Source organism: Bradyrhizobium sp. CCBAU 11434, from assembly GCF_028128895.1.
GTDB lineage: Bacteria > Pseudomonadota > Alphaproteobacteria > Rhizobiales > Xanthobacteraceae > Bradyrhizobium > Bradyrhizobium zhengyangense.
Map to the genome: position 1 here is coordinate 482,813 of NZ_LBJX01000101.1, position 15,729 is coordinate 498,541.

Consider the following 15,729-nt stretch of genomic DNA (forward strand, 5'->3'; position numbering starts at 1 on the left):
GCGTCCGAACGAGATACGTGGCAGGATCGATCGGGGTTCACCCCGAGGGCGATCTTTGGCCGAAATGGCGCCGGACGACAAGGTCGCGCCGCGCCGCAATGCCGCATCCCGTCATTGATCAGCATCAAACAGCCGACCGGAGATCATGCTTACGCTCGGGTTGTCTATGTGTCACACGGGACCATCAGGGGTGTCTGACTACGACAACAAGGATTCCGACCGTCCGGTACGTCGGCGTACCGGCCTCGACATCATCAGTGCCGTCAAGATGCCGGAGGGGCTGACTGCGGCCGTGGACGCCTGGGCTGAGACCCGGCAATTGTCGCGCGCAGCTGCGATCTGCAAACTGGTCGAGCTGGGTCTCAAGGTCGCTCCGGCAGCGCCGACGTCACCACACATCACGGTCGCATCCGACGCCGCCAAGATCGAAGAGATCGCCGTGCACGAGATCGAAGGACTGCTCGATCCCGCCTTGCCCGCGGACGAGCGCGAACGCCGTATTCGCCGGCTGACCGAAGGGCCGCCGGAATTCTCGCACGCACGGATTGACCTTCCGAAACCCGAGACGTAAGCGCGGACGCGCGCTAGTGCAGTTTCTCATCCTGGCGCTTGCGCAAGCTCGGCGACGGCGCGTCATGACAGCCGATCAGGCGCACGAATTGCTGCGGATACATCTCGTAGCCGTGGCTACCGGAATTTTGATGCGACATCGGCGGGCAGCGCGCATCGCCCAGTTTCGCGGGCGACCGCTCCGCGGATGCCCGGCCCTCAATCGCAACGTTGACGTTTGGCGTTGCCATGGACTGCTCCCTTTCGTTTAGGGCAGTTCGATTGACATAACCCAATCGATGACGCGGTATCTTACGACCAAATCCGGCTCGTTGTCATTGTGCCGGATCAACGTCATTTTGTCGGTCGGGTTCCGTCTCAGGCCGTATTCCCTGCGTCGATCGTGAACACGGTGCCGGTCACGTTGCGACCGCCGTCGCCGAGCAAATATTCAACCATGCGCGCGACGTCGTCGGTTTCTGGCAGGCGGCGCAGCGCACTGCGGCCAGCGATGCGCTTGCGACTCTCGTCGGAGAGATTGTGCGTGAGCTCGGTATCGATGAAGCCGGGCGCAATCGCGTTCACTGTGATGCCGAGCTTGCCGACCTCACGCGCGAGCGAGCGGGTGAAGCCGGTCGCCGCCGCCTTGGTGGCACCATAGACCGAGAGGCCGTTATAGCCTGTCGTCGCGATGATCGAGGAGATGTTGATGATGCGGCCGGCGCCATCGGCCATCATCTGGCGCGCCACATATTTGGTGAGGATGATCGGGGACAGCACGTTGAGCTGCACCAGCGCCTCGATCTCCGAATTGTGCATGGTGGCGAGTAGGCCCTCGGTGCCAAGGCCGGCATTGTTGACGAGGCCGTAGATCGGGCCGAATTCGTCGCGCACGAGCTTTGCGAAGGCCGGGATCGCATCGATCACCGCCAGATCGCACGCACGAAAATGCAGTCGTCCCTCGGAGGCAGCGATCTCGGATCTGAGCTCGTCACTCTCGCGCCGCGCGGCCGCGATCACGTTGTAGCCTGCGCCGACGAGACGCCGGCCGATCGCAAGCCCAATGCCGCGGCTGCCGCCGGTAACGAGAACATTATGCATCGGTGCGCGCCAGTTTGCCGGCCGGGGTGACGTCGAGCGCCTCGACGAAGCGGATCACCGCAGGCACCTTGTGCGAGGCAAGCTGCGCGCGACACTGATCCAGGATCTGGTCTCGGATCTCTTTGGCTCGTGCCGGATCGGTGCCTTCAGCGAGGATCACGTCGGCGACGACGATACCGCCGGTGATCGGGCTGCGGCGAGACTTGGCCCGCGACATCCGCACATCGGGATGCCGGTTGATCGCCGCCTCGATCTCTTCCGGATGGACCTTCAGCCCACCGATATTGATGATGCCGCCGCGACGGCCGACGAAATAATAGCGGTCGCCGCGCAACTCGACGATATCGCCGCTGTCGACGAAGCCGTCGCCATCTGTTAGCGCCGCGGCGTTGCGGCCGATATAGGCGTGCGCCGTGCGCGTCGAGCGAATGCGCAGGGAGCCATCGACGACCTTCATCTCGACGCCGTTGCGGTTGCCGAGATAGTCGGCCGGGAAACCTTCGAGCCCGTCATTGACGGCGAAGCCGACACCGGCCTCGGTCGAGGCATAGGCGTGACCGACGGAGGAGCTGGGGAATGCCGCCTTCAGGCCGTCCAGCACCGCCTGGTCGGCGATTTCGCCGGAGAGGCGAACGTAACCTGGCGCGAACTGCGCCGCCGAACCGCTCATCAGGAGCTTGCGCCAGTGCGAGGGCGTGCCGGAAATGTGGGAGACCCCGCGCGCGTTCAGCCGGGCAACGTGATCGGCGAGCGCTTCATGCGGGTCCGACAGCACCATCGAGCCGCCGGAAAGGATGGCGCGGAGGAAGATCTGCAAGCCGCCATAGCGGCGGATGTCATAGAACGTGGCCCAGACAGGCGCGGGCCCCTTGGCAGGGCCTTCCGCAACGATCGCGCCGGTGAGCGCTTCCAGCGTGTGACCGACGATCTTCGGCACGCCTGAGGTGCCCGAGGTCAGCATCAGCCACTCGGTCGCGCGTTCGGTCTTCGCGGGCGTGGTGGCTTGAAGCGGCAATTGTGCCGTGACGACCAGCGACACGCCGGCGTCGGCCCAGCGATCGGGCTCGTCGGAGACGACGGCATCGATCCCGGCATCCGCGATCACCGCGTCAAGATGCGCCGGATTGAGGTCGGGCGGGCACAGCAGCATGCGACGGGCGATGCCGTCGAGCTCGATCATGGCAAGGCCCGAGCGGAGCTGGTCCGACAGCTTGAGCAGGACGGCGCGGCCGGACAGCTCGCGCAAGCGGCCGCCCAGCACGGTCTGCGACAGGACGTCGGTCAGCGACACGACATCATGTGCATCCGACAGCGTACGTCCCTTCAGCTCCGCGCCGAGATGGTCGCGGAGCGCAAAGACCTCACGCGGGGACATTTTCGTAGGCCCGCACGAAATCACCCACGGTGGCGGGGAACGCAGCGTCCTCGGAAATGGTAAAGGGATCGACGCCGGTCTCGTCCTCGAGACGAGCGACCAGGATCGCGAAGGCGAGCGAGTCGAAGCCCGTCTCGTGCAGGGACAGATCATCCGTGAGCGCGGGAAGCTTGACCTGCTGTTCCTTTGCGATCTGCTGGATCGCCTCGATGACCTTGGACCTTACCGACATGGCTGGCTCGCCTCTTCCTTCGTTAATCGATAGTATGTCTTGCGGCGGCTCTTGATGACCGCCTCCCATGGCCGTCTGTTTACCCGACAGAAGTAAATGGCCTCTTGGACAATTCAGATAAAATTGGACCTATCTGCCGATTTTGCTGCGGCTAGAGCCTGATCGTCCCGTCCACGATCTGCGCAAAAGCACATGAATCGAGCGCGATATATGCGCCGGATTTCGGCTCCAGCATGAACAGCGGTTCGGCGATCGCGGCTGGGTCAAACCCCTCGCGCGCGAGGTCGCCCTTCTTCTGCTTGAAGGTCTCGGTCGCATCGAGCTCGCGCGAGATGCGGATAAAGACCGGGCGGGCATAGGCCGGCAGGCGCCGGGCGAGATAAGCCGGCAGCGCTTCGATGTCAAAACCCTCGTTAACCACGATCGCGCTCATGCCGGCACGACCATCGGCGCCGGGAATATTGACGCCATAGGTCATGGCATCGATCACGCCGGTGAAATCGCGCACGGCGTCATTGACCTCCGAGGTCGCGACGTTCTCGCCCTTCCAGCGGAAGGTGTCGCCGATTCGATCGACGAAATGGAAAAAGCCCTTGTCGTCGAGCCGCATCAGATCGCCGGTGCGGAACCAGGCATCGCCCTTGGTGAAGACGTCGCGCAAAATCTTCTTCTCGGTTTCGCCCGCGTCAGTGTAGCCCTCGAAACGGCCGCCCCCCTCCTCGGCCTTGCCAATGCGGCCAATCGCCTCGCCGGCCTCGCCGCGGGCGCAGGCGACGCAGAATCCCTCGTTGTTGCGCAACGGCACGCCGCTGTCGGGGTCGAGCTTGACGAGACTTGCCGGAAAGCGATGCGCAAGCAGCGGCGGGATGCGGCCGATTGCGCCCGGCTGTCCCTCGACGTTGAACAGCGAGAAATTGCCTTCGGTCGCGGCATAAAATTCGAGGATTCGCGGAATCGCGAAGCGGCTCTGGAAATCCTCCCAGATATCGCCGCGCAGGCCGTTGCCGCAGATCAGCCGCAGCCGATGGCGGTTCTCGTATTCCGACGGGGGCGCCTTGAGCAGATAGCGGCAGAGTTCGCCGATATATTGAAACAGCGTGCAATCGTGCCTGGCGATGTCGGGCCAGAAATTCGATGCCGAAAACTTCTCCGCGATCGCCACCGAGCCGCCGGCGGCCAGCATGCTGCACGGCGCGACGATGCCACCGACCGAATGGAACAGCGGCAGGCAGTCATACAGCCGATCCTGCGGCGTTGCGCCCGTGAGGCCGGCGAACCAGAATCCCCAGTTCAGGATGCGGCGGTGGCTGATGCTGGCAGCCTTCGGCAGGCCTGTCGTGCCCGACGTGTAGATCAGCAGCGCGCGGTCATCGATGGTGACGTCGCCGTGCTCGTCAGGCGACAGCACCCCGTCATCGAGCGCGGCCAGCGCGACATCGATCGCGCGCTCGCTGCGGGCATCGCCATGGCTCCAGATTTTCGCCTCGGTCTTCAGATGCGGAATTGCGCTGGCCAGCGTCTCCGTCAGTTCGTGCGCGACGATGAGATGCGAGGGCTTGGCCACATCGATGCAATGCGCGAGTGACTGACCGACAAGCTTGGTGTTCAGCAGCGCCACCACGCCGCCAACGCGGCTGATGCCGAGCCAGGCTGCGACGTAGTCGATGCCATTTGGCATGATCAGGCCGATTGTGTCGCCCTTGACGACGCCAACCGAGCGCGCCCAGCGCGCATAGCGATTGATGCGTTTCGACAGACCGTCATAGTCGAGCTCGGCATCGTCCGTCACCAGTGCAACGTGGTCAGGCTGGCGCCGCGCCCAGTCGTCGACGACATCGGCGAACAGGCGGCCGGGCAACGTCTCGATCCGCGCGGTCAGCTCGATCGCCTTCAGCCAGATCTTTGAGGCCGAAGGCGCGCGTGCGGCCTTGGCTTGTTCGATGACGCCAGTGGTCATGCTGTTCATTCTTTCGGGCGGTATCCGCTTGTTCCCTCAAGCTTAGCCCGCACGCCCTGCGCAGGTGTTAAGAGACAAGGTAAAACTCGGTTAGCTCTCGATTAACTGCGATCATCCTTTACCAAGCCGACGGGATCGGCGTGCGGCCTGGCGCAATTCTTGCGATAGCAAGTCCAGTCATTCGGACGCGCTGCGCGCGCGATGAGCTGGAGGCCACGATGATCACCAGGCGACATTTGCTACAGGGCACGACCTGCGCCGCAGCTGCGCTCGCGGCGCCGCGCGCCTTTGCCGTCGGCAACCCCTCCTATCCTTCACGCAGCGTGAAATGGGTGGTGCCTTACGCACCCGGCGGGGCCACCGACATGCTCTCCCGGCTGATCTGTCAGCGGCTGTCCGACCGGCTCGGCCAGACATTCATCGTCGAGAACAAGCCCGGCGCCGGCAGCAATATCGGAACGCAGGCCGTGATCACCTCCGCACCGGACGGATACACGCTGCTGCTGACCTCGACGGCGAACGCGATCAACGCCTCGTTCGACCCGACCCTGCCCTATGACTTCGCCAAGGGCATCGCACCGGTTGCCGGCGTCGCGCGCATTCCGCTGGTGCTGGTCGTCAACAATGACTTGCCGGTGAAGAGCGTCGCCGACTTCATCGCCTACGCCAAGGCCAATCCCGGCAAGATGTCGATTGCATCCTCCGGCATCGGCACCTCGCTGCATCTCTCCGGCGAGCTGTTCAAGTCGATCGCCGGCGTGCAGTTCGCGCACGTTCCGTACCGTGGCTCCGCGCCGGGCCTGACCGATGTGATGAGTGGCCAGATCCAGGGCATGTTCGACAACGTCACCTCGTCCTTCGAGCTGGTACGTGCGGGCAAGCTGCGCGCGCTCGGCGTCACCACGCGCGAGCGTTCGGACATCCTGCCCGACGTGGCGCCGATCGCGGACACGCTGCCCGGCTATGAGACATCCTCGTTCTACGGCGTCGGCGCGCCCTATGACACGCCCCGCGAGATCGTCGATCTGCTCAATCGCGAGATCGACACGGCGTTATCGGACACCGGAATCAAGGGCCGCATCGCCGAACTCGGCGCGATCCCGCTGCATGGCAATGCCGGCGAGTTCGGCGGCATGCTCGTCGCCGAGACCGAGCGATGGCGCAAGGTGGTGTCGCTGTCGGGGATCAAGAAGGAATAGCGCGGCTCCGCGCGCAAGGCGGATCGATCACCCGGACGGGTGACCGCTCGATTCTAACCGTGCCGCCTGTGGTACGGGCGCGATGGCGGCGTGATCGTCGTATAATACGGATTGACGTCGCAGGATGCGGCAAGACCGGACGCCGTGGCGCGGCACTGCTCCAGCGATGTGAAAGAGCAATCGAACCAGTCAGAGCCGCCGCCGGTAGGGCCTCCAGTGTAAACGTGCATACATACCGGATAGCGGGGGTCGTAGCGCTGGGCGCTGGCAGGCGTCGCAACTTGCAACGTGGCGATCGCGATGATGGTGAGGAGCAGGGTGCGCATCGGAAATTCCTCGAATCGGCGGCAACGGCGGGCGTCGTGCCGGTTCATATCCCACAATCCGACGACGGTAGCGACCGTTTCGCAACATACCTCTTCCGCTTTTGACGCAATTGCGAAAGGGCAGGCAAGTTACCCATTGGCCTGCAGAAAGTGCATATCTAAGGGAGCCTGTTCGACAAAGGTCGCAAGCGCCCTGCGCAGGATTCCGTTCGCAAGCTCCCTCGAAGGGACTAGTCTCGTGCCTGACAACGCCGGCCCCGGACCGATGATGTTCCAGGGCAATCAACAAACATATGGGCTGAAGGAAACGCACATTCGCGCATGAGCTCTCTCGGGCGCGGCTCCGCTTTGCGCGAGAAGATGCGCTGACCAGTCGATGGTGTCAGGGCATGCAAGAGAGCTTCTCGTCTCCGTTCATCCGCTATCCGATCGGCACCTCGCTACTGATGGCGGGCATCCTGTTCGTGGGCCTCGTGGCCTACCCTCTGCTGCCGGTTGCACCACTGCCGCAGGTCGACTTTCCGACCATTCAGGTCTCCGCCTCGCTTCCCGGCGGCAGTCCCGAAACCATGGCCTCGTCCGTGGCGCAGCCGCTTGAGCGGCAGCTCGCGCAAATCCCCGGCATCACGCAGATGACCTCGACGAGTTCGCTCGGCTCGGCATCGATCACCATCCAGTTCGATCTCAATCGCCTGATCGATGCCGCGGCCAACGACGTGCAGGCTGCGATCAACGCGGCGAGCGGCCAATTGCCGAAGAACCTGCCCTCACCTCCGACCTATCGCAAGGTCAATCCGGCGGACTCGCCGATCATGATCCTGTCGGCGACATCAGAGACACTTCCGCTCACCACCGTCAGCGATCGCACTGACGCTCAGCTCGCACAGCAGATCAGCCAGATTCCCGGCGTCGCCCAGGTGTTCGTCGGCGGGCAGCAGAAGCCTTCCGTGCGCATCCAGGTCGATCCGGCCAAGCTGGTCGCCAAGGGACTGTCGCTGGAGGACGTGCGCAACCAGATCGCGATCGCCACCACGGACAGCCCGAAGGGCAACATCGACGGCACGCGGCGCGCCTATACCGTCTATGCCAACGACCAACTGCTCGAAGCCAGCCAGTGGCAGGACGTCATCGTCGCCTATCGCAACGGCGCGCCTTTGCGGATTCGCGATATCGGCGAAGCGGTATCGGGGCCCGAGGACATGAAGACCGCGGCCTGGGCCGACGGCAAGCGCGGCGTCTTCCTGGTGATCTTCAAGCAGCCGGGGGCCAACGTCATCGACACGGTGAACCGCATCAAGGAGAAGTTGCCGCGGCTGATCGCGGCGATCCCGCCGGCGATCAAGATCAAAATCATCAGCGACCGCACCATCACCATCCGCGCCGCGGTCGACGACGTACAGATCACGCTGATGATCACCATCATGCTGGTGGTGATGGTGATCTTCGTGTTCCTGCGAAGCTTCTGGGCTACGATCATCCCGAGCATCACCGTGCCATTGGCCCTGCTCGGTGCCTGCTCCTTGATTTGGGTGTTCGGCTACTCGCTGGACAATCTGTCGCTGATGGCGCTGACCATCGCGGTCGGCTTCGTGGTCGACGACGCCATCGTGATGCTGGAGAACATCACGCGCTATGTCGAGCGGGGCGAGAACCCGGTGACCGCCGCTTACAAGGGCGCGGCCGAGATCGGCTTCACCATCGTCTCCATCAGCATCTCGCTGGTCGCCGTACTGATCCCCCTGCTGCTGATGGGCGGCATCATCGGCCGGCTGTTCCGCGAATTTGCGGTGACGCTGTCGATGGCGATCTTCGTCTCGCTCATGGTTTCGTTGACGCTGACACCAATGATGGCTTCGCGCTTTCTGCGCTCCGATCACGAGGCCCGCGCCGGCCGCTTCTACCAATGGAGCGAGCGGCTGTTCGAGCGCCTGCTCGGCGCCTATGAGCGCGGGCTCGACCTCGCGCTGCGGCACAGCCTCATCACGCTCTGTGTTTTCTTCGGCACCGTCGCGCTGTCGGCCCTGCTGTTCATCCTGATCCCGAAGGGCTTCTTCCCGCAGCAGGACAATGGCTTCCTCACTGCGGTGTCGGAAATGTCCCAGGATGTCTCCTTCACCGAGATGAAGCGGCGTCAGGAGGAACTCAATGCCATCGTGCAGGCAGACCCAGCCGTCGATTCCATCGCGATGTTCATCGGCGGAGGCGGCACGGCGCTGAATTCGGGACGCATGTACGTCACGCTGAAGCCGATCGGGGAGCGCGACGCCAATGCGCAGCAAATCATTGCGCGGCTGCGGCCAAAGCTCGCCAAGGTCGAGGGCGCCCGCCTCTATATGCAGGCCTCGCAGGACGTCCGGCTCGGCGGCCGCGCCACCCGCACCCAGTTCGAATTCACGCTCCAGGACGCCAATCTTACCGAGCTGAATACGTGGGCGCCAAAAATCCTAGGGGAGATGAGAAGCCTGCCGGAACTTCGTGACGTCGCCACTGACCAGCAGACCGAAGGCACGACGCTGCAGCTGACGATCAACCGGGACACCGCCGCACGCTATGGCATCCAGCCGCAGCTGATCGACGACACGCTCTACGACGCGTTCGGCCAACGCCAGGTGGCCCAATATTTCACGCAGACCAATAGCTATCACGTGGTGCTCGAGATCACCCCCGCGCTGCAAGGCAAGCTCGACACGCTCGACAAGCTCTACATCAAGTCGCCGTTGACAGGCGACGAAGTCCCGCTCTCGGTCATCTGCCGCTGGAACAACGACCCGGTGCGTCCGCTCGCGATCGCGCATCAGAGCCAGTTTCCGGCAGTGACGATCAGCTTCAACCTGGCCGAGGACGTTGCGCTCGGACAGGCGACCGCGGCCGTGATGCGCGCGGTCAGCGAGATGGGCGCGCCGCCAACGCTGTCAATGAGCTTCCAGGGGACTGCGCAGGCGTTCCAGCAGTCGCTCGGCACCGTACCGATGCTGATCCTCGCCGCGCTCGTCGTCGTCTACCTGGTGCTCGGCGTCCTCTACGAGAGCTACATCCATCCGCTGACCATCCTGTCCACACTCCCGTCGGCCGGCGTCGGCGCAATCGCGATTCTGATGATCGCAGGCTTCGACTTCAGCCTGATCGCCTTGATAGGCGTCATCCTCCTGATCGGCATCGTCAAGAAGAACGGCATCATGATGGTTGACTTCGCCATCGCTGCCGAGCGCGAGCAGCACCTGACGCCGGAGCAATCGATCCGCCAGGCCGCGCTGCTGCGCTTCCGGCCGATCATGATGACCACGATGGCGGCCTTGCTCGGCGGCGTGCCCCTGATGCTCGGCACCGGGACGGGCGCGGAAATCCGCCAGCCGCTCGGCTACGCCATGGTCGGGGGCCTCATCGTCAGCCAGGCACTGACCTTGTTCACGACGCCCGTCGTCTATCTCTACCTCGACCGCTTCTCCAACACCCTGTCACGCTGGATGGAGAAGAAACCGGAGGCGGAGGTCGAGCTGGAAGAGCAGGAGGACGCGGCAGAGTAACTAACGCACCCCTCGGCCCCCGTGATTGCGAGCGAAGGGATCCAGGACTGCCTCCGTGGAAACATCTCTGGATGGCTTCGTCGCATCAACGCAAACTTGCCACGCAATTTGTCGCAAGCTCCTCGCAATGACGGCGGGGGGAGATGGGCCTCAGCCCAGCCCCTGCAACACCAGCCGGTTCAGCCTTGCAGCAAACGCGGCCGGATCTTCCGGCAGTTCGCCATCCAGGATCTGCGCTTGTTCGAGCAGGAGCAGGCTGAGATCGTCGACCGTCGTCGAGCCGGCCTGGGCCCTGGTGATCGCCGTCACCATGGGGTGACGCAGATTGATCTCCAGGATCGGCTTGGTCCGCATGCCGCGGTTCTGCTGCGCCAGGATGCGCTCGAGCTCGCGGCTCGGACCCTGGCTGTCGGCGACGAGGCAGGAGGCGGAGCTGGTGAGGCGGGTCGAGGCCTTGACGTCGCTGACGCGCTCGCCGAGCGCCGCCTTGATCACTGCGATGGTGGCGGCCTCGTCCGCGGCAGGCTCCTCCTTCTTTGCCTCGTCCTTGTCGTCGACGCGCGGGATCAGGTCGAGATTGAGCTCGCCCTGGCTCAGCGACTTCAGCGGCTTGCCCTCGAACTCCGTCGGCATCGAGGTCCAGAAGGCGTCGACCGGATCAGACAACAGCAGCACCTCGATGCCGCGCGCGGTCGCGGCTTCCAGCCGCGGGCTGGACTTCAGCCGCTCGATGCTGTCGCCGACGAGATAATAGATCTCGGTCTGGTTCGGCTTGAAATCGGCCACGACGTCCTTGAGCGCGCGCTTCTCACCGGTCGTGGTGGTGAAGCGCGACAGCGCCAGCAGCTTCTCGCGGCGCTCGAAATCCTCGTAGACGCCCTCTTTCAGCACCGCGCCGAAGGCATCCCAGATCTTTGCGAAATTCTCCGCGTCCTTTTCGGCGAGGCTTTCGAGCTCATTGACGACGCGGGTCGCCACCGCTTTGCGGATCTGCGCCAGCTGCGGATTGTTCTGCAGCATCTCGCGCGAGATGTTGAGCGGAAGATCCTCGCTGTCGACGACGCCGCGGATGAAGCGGAGATAGCCGGGCAACAGGTCGGCATCATCGGTGATGAAGACGCGCCGGACATAGAGCTTGACGCGGCCTTTGCGGTTCGGCTCGAACAGGTCGAACGGCTTGGTCGAGGGCGCAAACAGCAGCACGGCGTAGGAGTATCGCCCCTCCGCACGGTAGTGCAGCGTCATCGCGGGGTCGTCAAAGGCGGACGCGATCTGCTGATAGGCCTTCTTGTAGTCCTCAGGCGAAAGCTCGGATTTCGAGCGCTGCCACAGCGCGCTTGCCGAATTGATCTGGCGCGGCTCGCCCTCTTCCGGCACGAGCTCGATCGGGAACAGGATATTGTCGGAGTAGGCGCTGACGATGCGCTCGATCTCGTATGTTTCGAGATATTTCTTGGCGTCATCCTTCAGGTGCAGGACGATCTCGGTGCCGCGCGCCACGCGGGCCGCCTCCTCGTCACTGGCGCGCGCGATCTCGAAGCCGGAGCCGCCTGACGATGTCCAGCTCCAGACGTCGCTTTCGCCGGCGCGGCGGCTTATCACCACGATCTTCTCGGCGACCATGAAGGCGGAATAGAAGCCGACGCCGAACTGGCCGATCAGGCCAAGCCCGTCCTTGGCCTCCTTCAGCTTCGACACGAAGGCCTTGGTGCCGGAGCGGGCGATGGTGCCGAGATGGTCGATCAGCTCCTGCCGCTCCATGCCGATGCCGTTATCGGCAATGGTCAGCGTTGCGGACGCCTTGCTCGGGATAATGCGGATCTTGAGCGCGTCGCCCTCGCCCAGCAGGGCGGGACTAGCAATCGCCTCATAGCGCAGCTTGTCGCAGGCATCCGAGGCGTTGGAGACCAGCTCGCGCAGGAAAATGTCGGTCTCCGAATAGACGGAATGCACCATCAGGTGCAGGAGCTCGGAAACCTCAGCCTGGAAAGGCTGCGTATGCGTGGCCGTATCGGACGTCGTCATGCGTTTACCCGGTCAATCAGAAATGGAGAAAGCCGGGATATAACGCGATGGGACGGCGGATCAAGTGCGCGTGCAAAGCCGCCCTCCCGACGGGAGGACGTTTTTGCGCGGAGGGCCGATGCGGATCAGGTCACGCAGCGGCCAGGCTGCAGCAGCTTGGCGACCTCGGTCAGGGAGCTGACCATCGGCTCGCAGGCGATCGTGGGCTTGCGGCCCGGCGTCAGAAGCAACGACGCCGGCTTGGCGTTGCCGGTCTCGGTGACCGCGGGGACCCGCAGCAGCACGGACGTATCGGCAAGGTCGTTCAACCGCATCGAGACGGTACGAGTCGGAACCGCCGCCGGCTTCAGGTCGGCGAGGCGGTCGGACTTACCGGCGCGGTTGACGTTATGAGTTGCGAGGTTGCGACCTGAGGTTTGGCCCGGCTGGTCGGCCAGCGCTTCCCAGCGCTCGGCCAGATCCTGGCCGGAAGCCAGTTGCACGGCGCCGACCTGAACGGCGCCCAGCGTCGCTATAAGCGCGACGGCACCAAAAATTACCTTTTGAATCTGTGGCATGACTATCGGTCCCTCGCCCCATGGCGATCGCGGGAACAACGCGAGGGGAGGACCGGAGTTTCCCAGAAGTTAAGATCACTTAACCGTGTGCCAAATTCACGCCAGAGCGCACAAAAGCCGCTTAAAAAATTTTGCGACCACTGGGAACGACTCTCTTGGCTGGGAGTCGTCTCAACAGCCGGCTATTCCCCCCTGCCCCATAAGCCGGCGACGTAGGGCGCGACTGTGGTGATGCCAGTCGCGCCTTACTTTTGTCTGGGGCTCACCTTGCTTGCAGACTATTTGGCCTTCCCCGCCAGCCAGTCCCGTCCCTCGCCATAGAGCTTCTCGACCTCGGGGCCGATCAGGCCCGGCATGTCGCGCTTGACCTTGTAGCCGATCAGCTCCTGCATGTAGGCGAGGTGGCGGTAGCCTTCGGGCAGCGCGGCGAGCGCTTGCTGGTCGAGGCGAAGCTCTGCTGCCGGATCGACCGGATCGATCCGGTCCTTCTCGTAGATCGGCTGGCGGCGGACGATGCCCCACTGATCCTTTCGCTTCTCCAGGAAATCGTAGAAGCGGCCGGTGCAGACGACGTCGCAGAGCACGTCGTGCACCAGGGCCCGCTGCGAAATCGTCATCTTGGTTTGCGCAATGGCACGCTCGCGCGAAAGGTCGATGCTGCTGCCGCCAAGGAAATGCAGAATGCGCACGCCCTTGGCAAAGCCTTCCTGGCTGACCCGCATGAACTCCCGCGCCGGCCCCTGAAACCAGGTGGCGGACATCCAGCCTTCCTCGTGCCAGACGGTGGCAAAGCGCTCCCAGTCGCCGGCATCGCGCCACACCGCCCAGTTCTCGACGAGGTCGCGGATGGCGAGGCGGTCGAGCAGTTGCTGGTCCATGGATACGTCTCCGATTGTCGAGATGCACGAGGTATGGGCGGCGAATTCAATACCAGTCAAGCGGGCACGAAAAATCCGGCGTGCCTCGCGGCACGCCGGATCGAATCGTCATCGCCAGATGGCTGGTCGCGCTACGCCGCCGGGGCCTTCGGCGCCCGGTTGCGCGAGTTGCGCTGGAAGAACAGCGCCTGGCTCGCCACCGCCGACACCATCGCGGGCTGGAACGGTTTTGAGATCAGGAAGGCCGGCTCGGGGCGTTCGCCGGTGAGGAAGCGCTCGGGATAGGCGGTGATGAACACGACAGGCACCTCGAAGGTGCGCAGCAGCTCGTTTACCGCATCGAGGCCCGAGGAGCCGTCGGCGAGCTGGATATCGGCGAGGATGAGGCCCGGCCGCTTGTTCTTGGCCAGCGCCACGGCATCGGCATGGGTGCGCGCGACGCCGACGACATTGTGGCCGAGATTCTTCACCAGGCTCTCGAGGTCCATGGCGATGAAGGTCTCGTCCTCGATGATCAGCACGTCGGTTGCGATCTCCGCCGCCATCTCGCGGCCGGCGGCGTCAGCCAGCCGGCGCGTCTCGGCAACGTCGGTGCCGAGGACGAAAGCGACTTCCTCTTCCGAAAAGCCCTCGAGCGAGAGTAGCAGGAAGGCTTGGCGCGGCAGCGGCGTGATATTGGACAGCCGGCGTTCCGGCGGCATCGGCAGTGTCGCCACCTCGGAATCGTCATTGACCGAAACCGAATTCCAGATCTGGGTAAACAGCCGGAACAGGCCGGCCCGCGGCCCATGGCTTTCGTCGAGCACCGACGGATCTCCCAGCATGGCTTCCAACATGGCTGCGACATAGGCGTCGCCGGAGGCCTGGCTGCCTGTCAGGGCGCGCGCATACCGGCGCAACAACGGCAAGTGTTCAGCAACGAGCTGTGAACGGGACATCCCCACTCCATTCATCATCGGGCCAACCTTGAGGAACCAGGCAACATGAGGGGAGGCCCGGGTTCCCCTGCTGGGGCTGATTACGCCTCAGGATAAGAAAAGTTCCCTTTGGCTGGGAACTTTTTGTCGAACCCTGAATTGAACTCGTCCAGGGAACGGCTCCCGGTTGAGAAAACTTCTCTATTTTGCAGTCACTTAACCCGGGGAAACGTGGAACAGGTCATGAAAGATCTCAAGTCTCAAGCCAGCAAAAGCACGACCCCCGGCAAGGGAGGCCTCACTCCGGAGATCCAATCCCGGATAGGGCATCAACTGCGCGCGATGTATGATGATGTCGTGCGGCAGGGGGTTCCGGACCGGTTCGCGGAGCTCATCAAAAAGCTTGATGCGCCGGGAGGTGGGTCTCCAAACGAGAATGGGGCTGGGGGCTCCAACGACAACAATGGGAGGGACTAATGCCTCTCACAAACTCCCTGCGTGACGACATTCTGGCGGCCGTGCCAAGCCTGCGCGCGTTCGCCATATCGCTTAGCGGCAATGCCGACCGCGCCGACGATCTGGTGCAGGAGACGCTGCTCCGCGCGCTCGCCAACATCGACTCGTTCCAGCCCGGCTCCAATCTGCCGGCGTGGCTGTTCACGATCCTGCGCAATCTGTTTCGCTCCGACTATCGCAAGCGGCGGCGTGAGGTCGAGGACGCCGAGGGCAACTATGCCAAGACGCTGAAGACGCAGCCTTCGCAGAACGCTCATCTCGAGTTCGAAGAGTTTCGCACCGCGCTCGAGAAGCTTCCCCAAGATCAGCGTGAGGCGCTGATCCTGGTCGGAGCCTCTGGCTTCTCCTATGAGGATGCGGCCTCGATCTGCGGCTGTGCCGTCGGCACCATCAAGAGCCGCGTCAACCGCGCGCGCTCGAAGCTCGCCGCGCTGCTCTATGTCGACGGCGCCGAGGACTTCGGGCCCGACGAGACCGTGCGCGCCGTGATCGGCGGCAGCGGCGGATAGCGCGTCATTTGATCAAGGCAGCTCGCGAAGGCGGCCGTTTGTGCGGCCGTCTTTGCGCGCGTGT

At 63.7% G+C, this 15,729-nt stretch carries 15 protein-coding genes; 5 read left to right on the top strand and 10 right to left on the bottom strand.

What is annotated here, in order from left to right; translation table 11 throughout:
- Positions 1-166 precede the first annotated feature (166 nt).
- Entirely contained in the window at positions 167-571 is a 405-nt protein-coding gene (locus XI06_RS37005; protein ID WP_271607601.1) for a hypothetical protein, read from the top strand.
- Positions 572-584: 13 nt separating this feature from the next.
- Here XI06_RS37005 and XI06_RS37010 read toward each other — a convergent pair whose 3' ends face one another.
- The 5 genes from XI06_RS37010 to XI06_RS37030 form a co-directional block, all read right to left on the bottom strand.
- Positions 585-800, bottom strand: a complete 216-nt coding sequence (locus XI06_RS37010) for a hypothetical protein (RefSeq protein ID WP_271607563.1) — start codon at positions 798-800, stop codon at positions 585-587.
- Between the two features lie 127 nt (positions 801-927).
- Complete coding sequence (locus XI06_RS37015) at positions 928-1,650, bottom strand: SDR family NAD(P)-dependent oxidoreductase (protein ID WP_237866613.1); 723 nt, start codon at positions 1,648-1,650, stop codon at positions 928-930.
- On the bottom strand, positions 1,643-3,025 hold the full coding sequence (locus XI06_RS37020; RefSeq protein ID WP_237866611.1) for a class I adenylate-forming enzyme family protein: 1,383 nt from the start codon (positions 3,023-3,025) through the stop codon (positions 1,643-1,645). Before XI06_RS37020 ends, XI06_RS37015 begins: the two co-directional genes overlap by 8 nt.
- Positions 3,012-3,257 carry an acyl carrier protein gene (locus XI06_RS37025; protein ID WP_237866610.1) on the bottom strand — a complete coding sequence of 82 codons (246 nt, stop codon included), beginning with the start codon at positions 3,255-3,257 and terminating at the stop codon, positions 3,012-3,014. The genes XI06_RS37020 and XI06_RS37025 overlap by 14 nt, the downstream gene beginning before the upstream one ends.
- A gap of 151 nt (positions 3,258-3,408) precedes the next feature.
- Entirely contained in the window at positions 3,409-5,223 is a 1,815-nt protein-coding gene (locus XI06_RS37030; protein ID WP_271607564.1) for a long-chain-acyl-CoA synthetase, read from the bottom strand.
- 209 nt (positions 5,224-5,432) lie between these two features.
- On the opposite strand from XI06_RS37030, the gene XI06_RS37035 reads away from it, so the two are divergent.
- On the top strand, positions 5,433-6,413 hold the full coding sequence (locus XI06_RS37035; RefSeq protein WP_237866608.1) for a Bug family tripartite tricarboxylate transporter substrate binding protein: 981 nt from the start codon (positions 5,433-5,435) through the stop codon (positions 6,411-6,413).
- Between the two features lie 53 nt (positions 6,414-6,466).
- On the opposite strand, the gene XI06_RS37040 is transcribed toward XI06_RS37035, so the two are convergent.
- Positions 6,467-6,739, bottom strand: coding sequence for a DUF3551 domain-containing protein (locus XI06_RS37040; protein ID WP_237866660.1), 273 nt, complete (start codon positions 6,737-6,739; stop codon positions 6,467-6,469).
- Positions 6,740-7,128: 389 nt separating this feature from the next.
- On the opposite strand from XI06_RS37040, the gene XI06_RS37045 reads away from it, so the two are divergent.
- The gene (locus XI06_RS37045; RefSeq protein WP_237866606.1) at positions 7,129-10,263 is read left to right on the top strand and encodes an efflux RND transporter permease subunit; all 3,135 of its coding nucleotides are present in this window, start codon (positions 7,129-7,131) and stop codon (positions 10,261-10,263) included.
- Positions 10,264-10,413: 150 nt separating this feature from the next.
- Here XI06_RS37045 and htpG read toward each other — a convergent pair whose 3' ends face one another.
- The 4 genes from htpG to XI06_RS37065 all read right to left on the bottom strand — a co-directional run bounded on the left by htpG (position 10,414) and on the right by XI06_RS37065 (position 14,661).
- Positions 10,414-12,288, bottom strand: coding sequence for a molecular chaperone HtpG (htpG, locus tag XI06_RS37050; RefSeq protein ID WP_271607565.1), 1,875 nt, complete (start codon positions 12,286-12,288; stop codon positions 10,414-10,416).
- Positions 12,289-12,413: 125 nt separating this feature from the next.
- Positions 12,414-12,845 carry a hypothetical protein gene (locus XI06_RS37055; RefSeq protein ID WP_237866604.1) on the bottom strand — a complete coding sequence of 144 codons (432 nt, stop codon included), beginning with the start codon at positions 12,843-12,845 and terminating at the stop codon, positions 12,414-12,416.
- 278 nt (positions 12,846-13,123) lie between these two features.
- Positions 13,124-13,723: a nuclear transport factor 2 family protein gene (locus XI06_RS37060; protein WP_271607566.1), complete on the bottom strand. Its 600-nt coding sequence runs from the start codon at positions 13,721-13,723 to the stop codon at positions 13,124-13,126.
- Positions 13,724-13,854: 131 nt separating this feature from the next.
- On the bottom strand, positions 13,855-14,661 hold the full coding sequence (locus XI06_RS37065; RefSeq protein WP_177243503.1) for a response regulator: 807 nt from the start codon (positions 14,659-14,661) through the stop codon (positions 13,855-13,857).
- A gap of 222 nt (positions 14,662-14,883) precedes the next feature.
- Between XI06_RS37065 and XI06_RS37070 the strand changes: the two genes are divergently transcribed.
- Together XI06_RS37070 and XI06_RS37075 are read left to right on the top strand one after the other, a co-directional pair.
- Positions 14,884-15,117, top strand: a complete 234-nt coding sequence (locus tag XI06_RS37070; protein WP_194478017.1) for a NepR family anti-sigma factor — start codon at positions 14,884-14,886, stop codon at positions 15,115-15,117.
- Positions 15,117-15,665 (top strand): sigma-70 family RNA polymerase sigma factor, encoded by a 549-nt coding sequence (locus XI06_RS37075; RefSeq protein WP_128954138.1) that lies wholly within the window; start codon positions 15,117-15,119, stop codon positions 15,663-15,665. Before XI06_RS37070 ends, XI06_RS37075 begins: the two co-directional genes overlap by 1 nt.
- Positions 15,666-15,729: the final 64 nt, after the last annotated feature.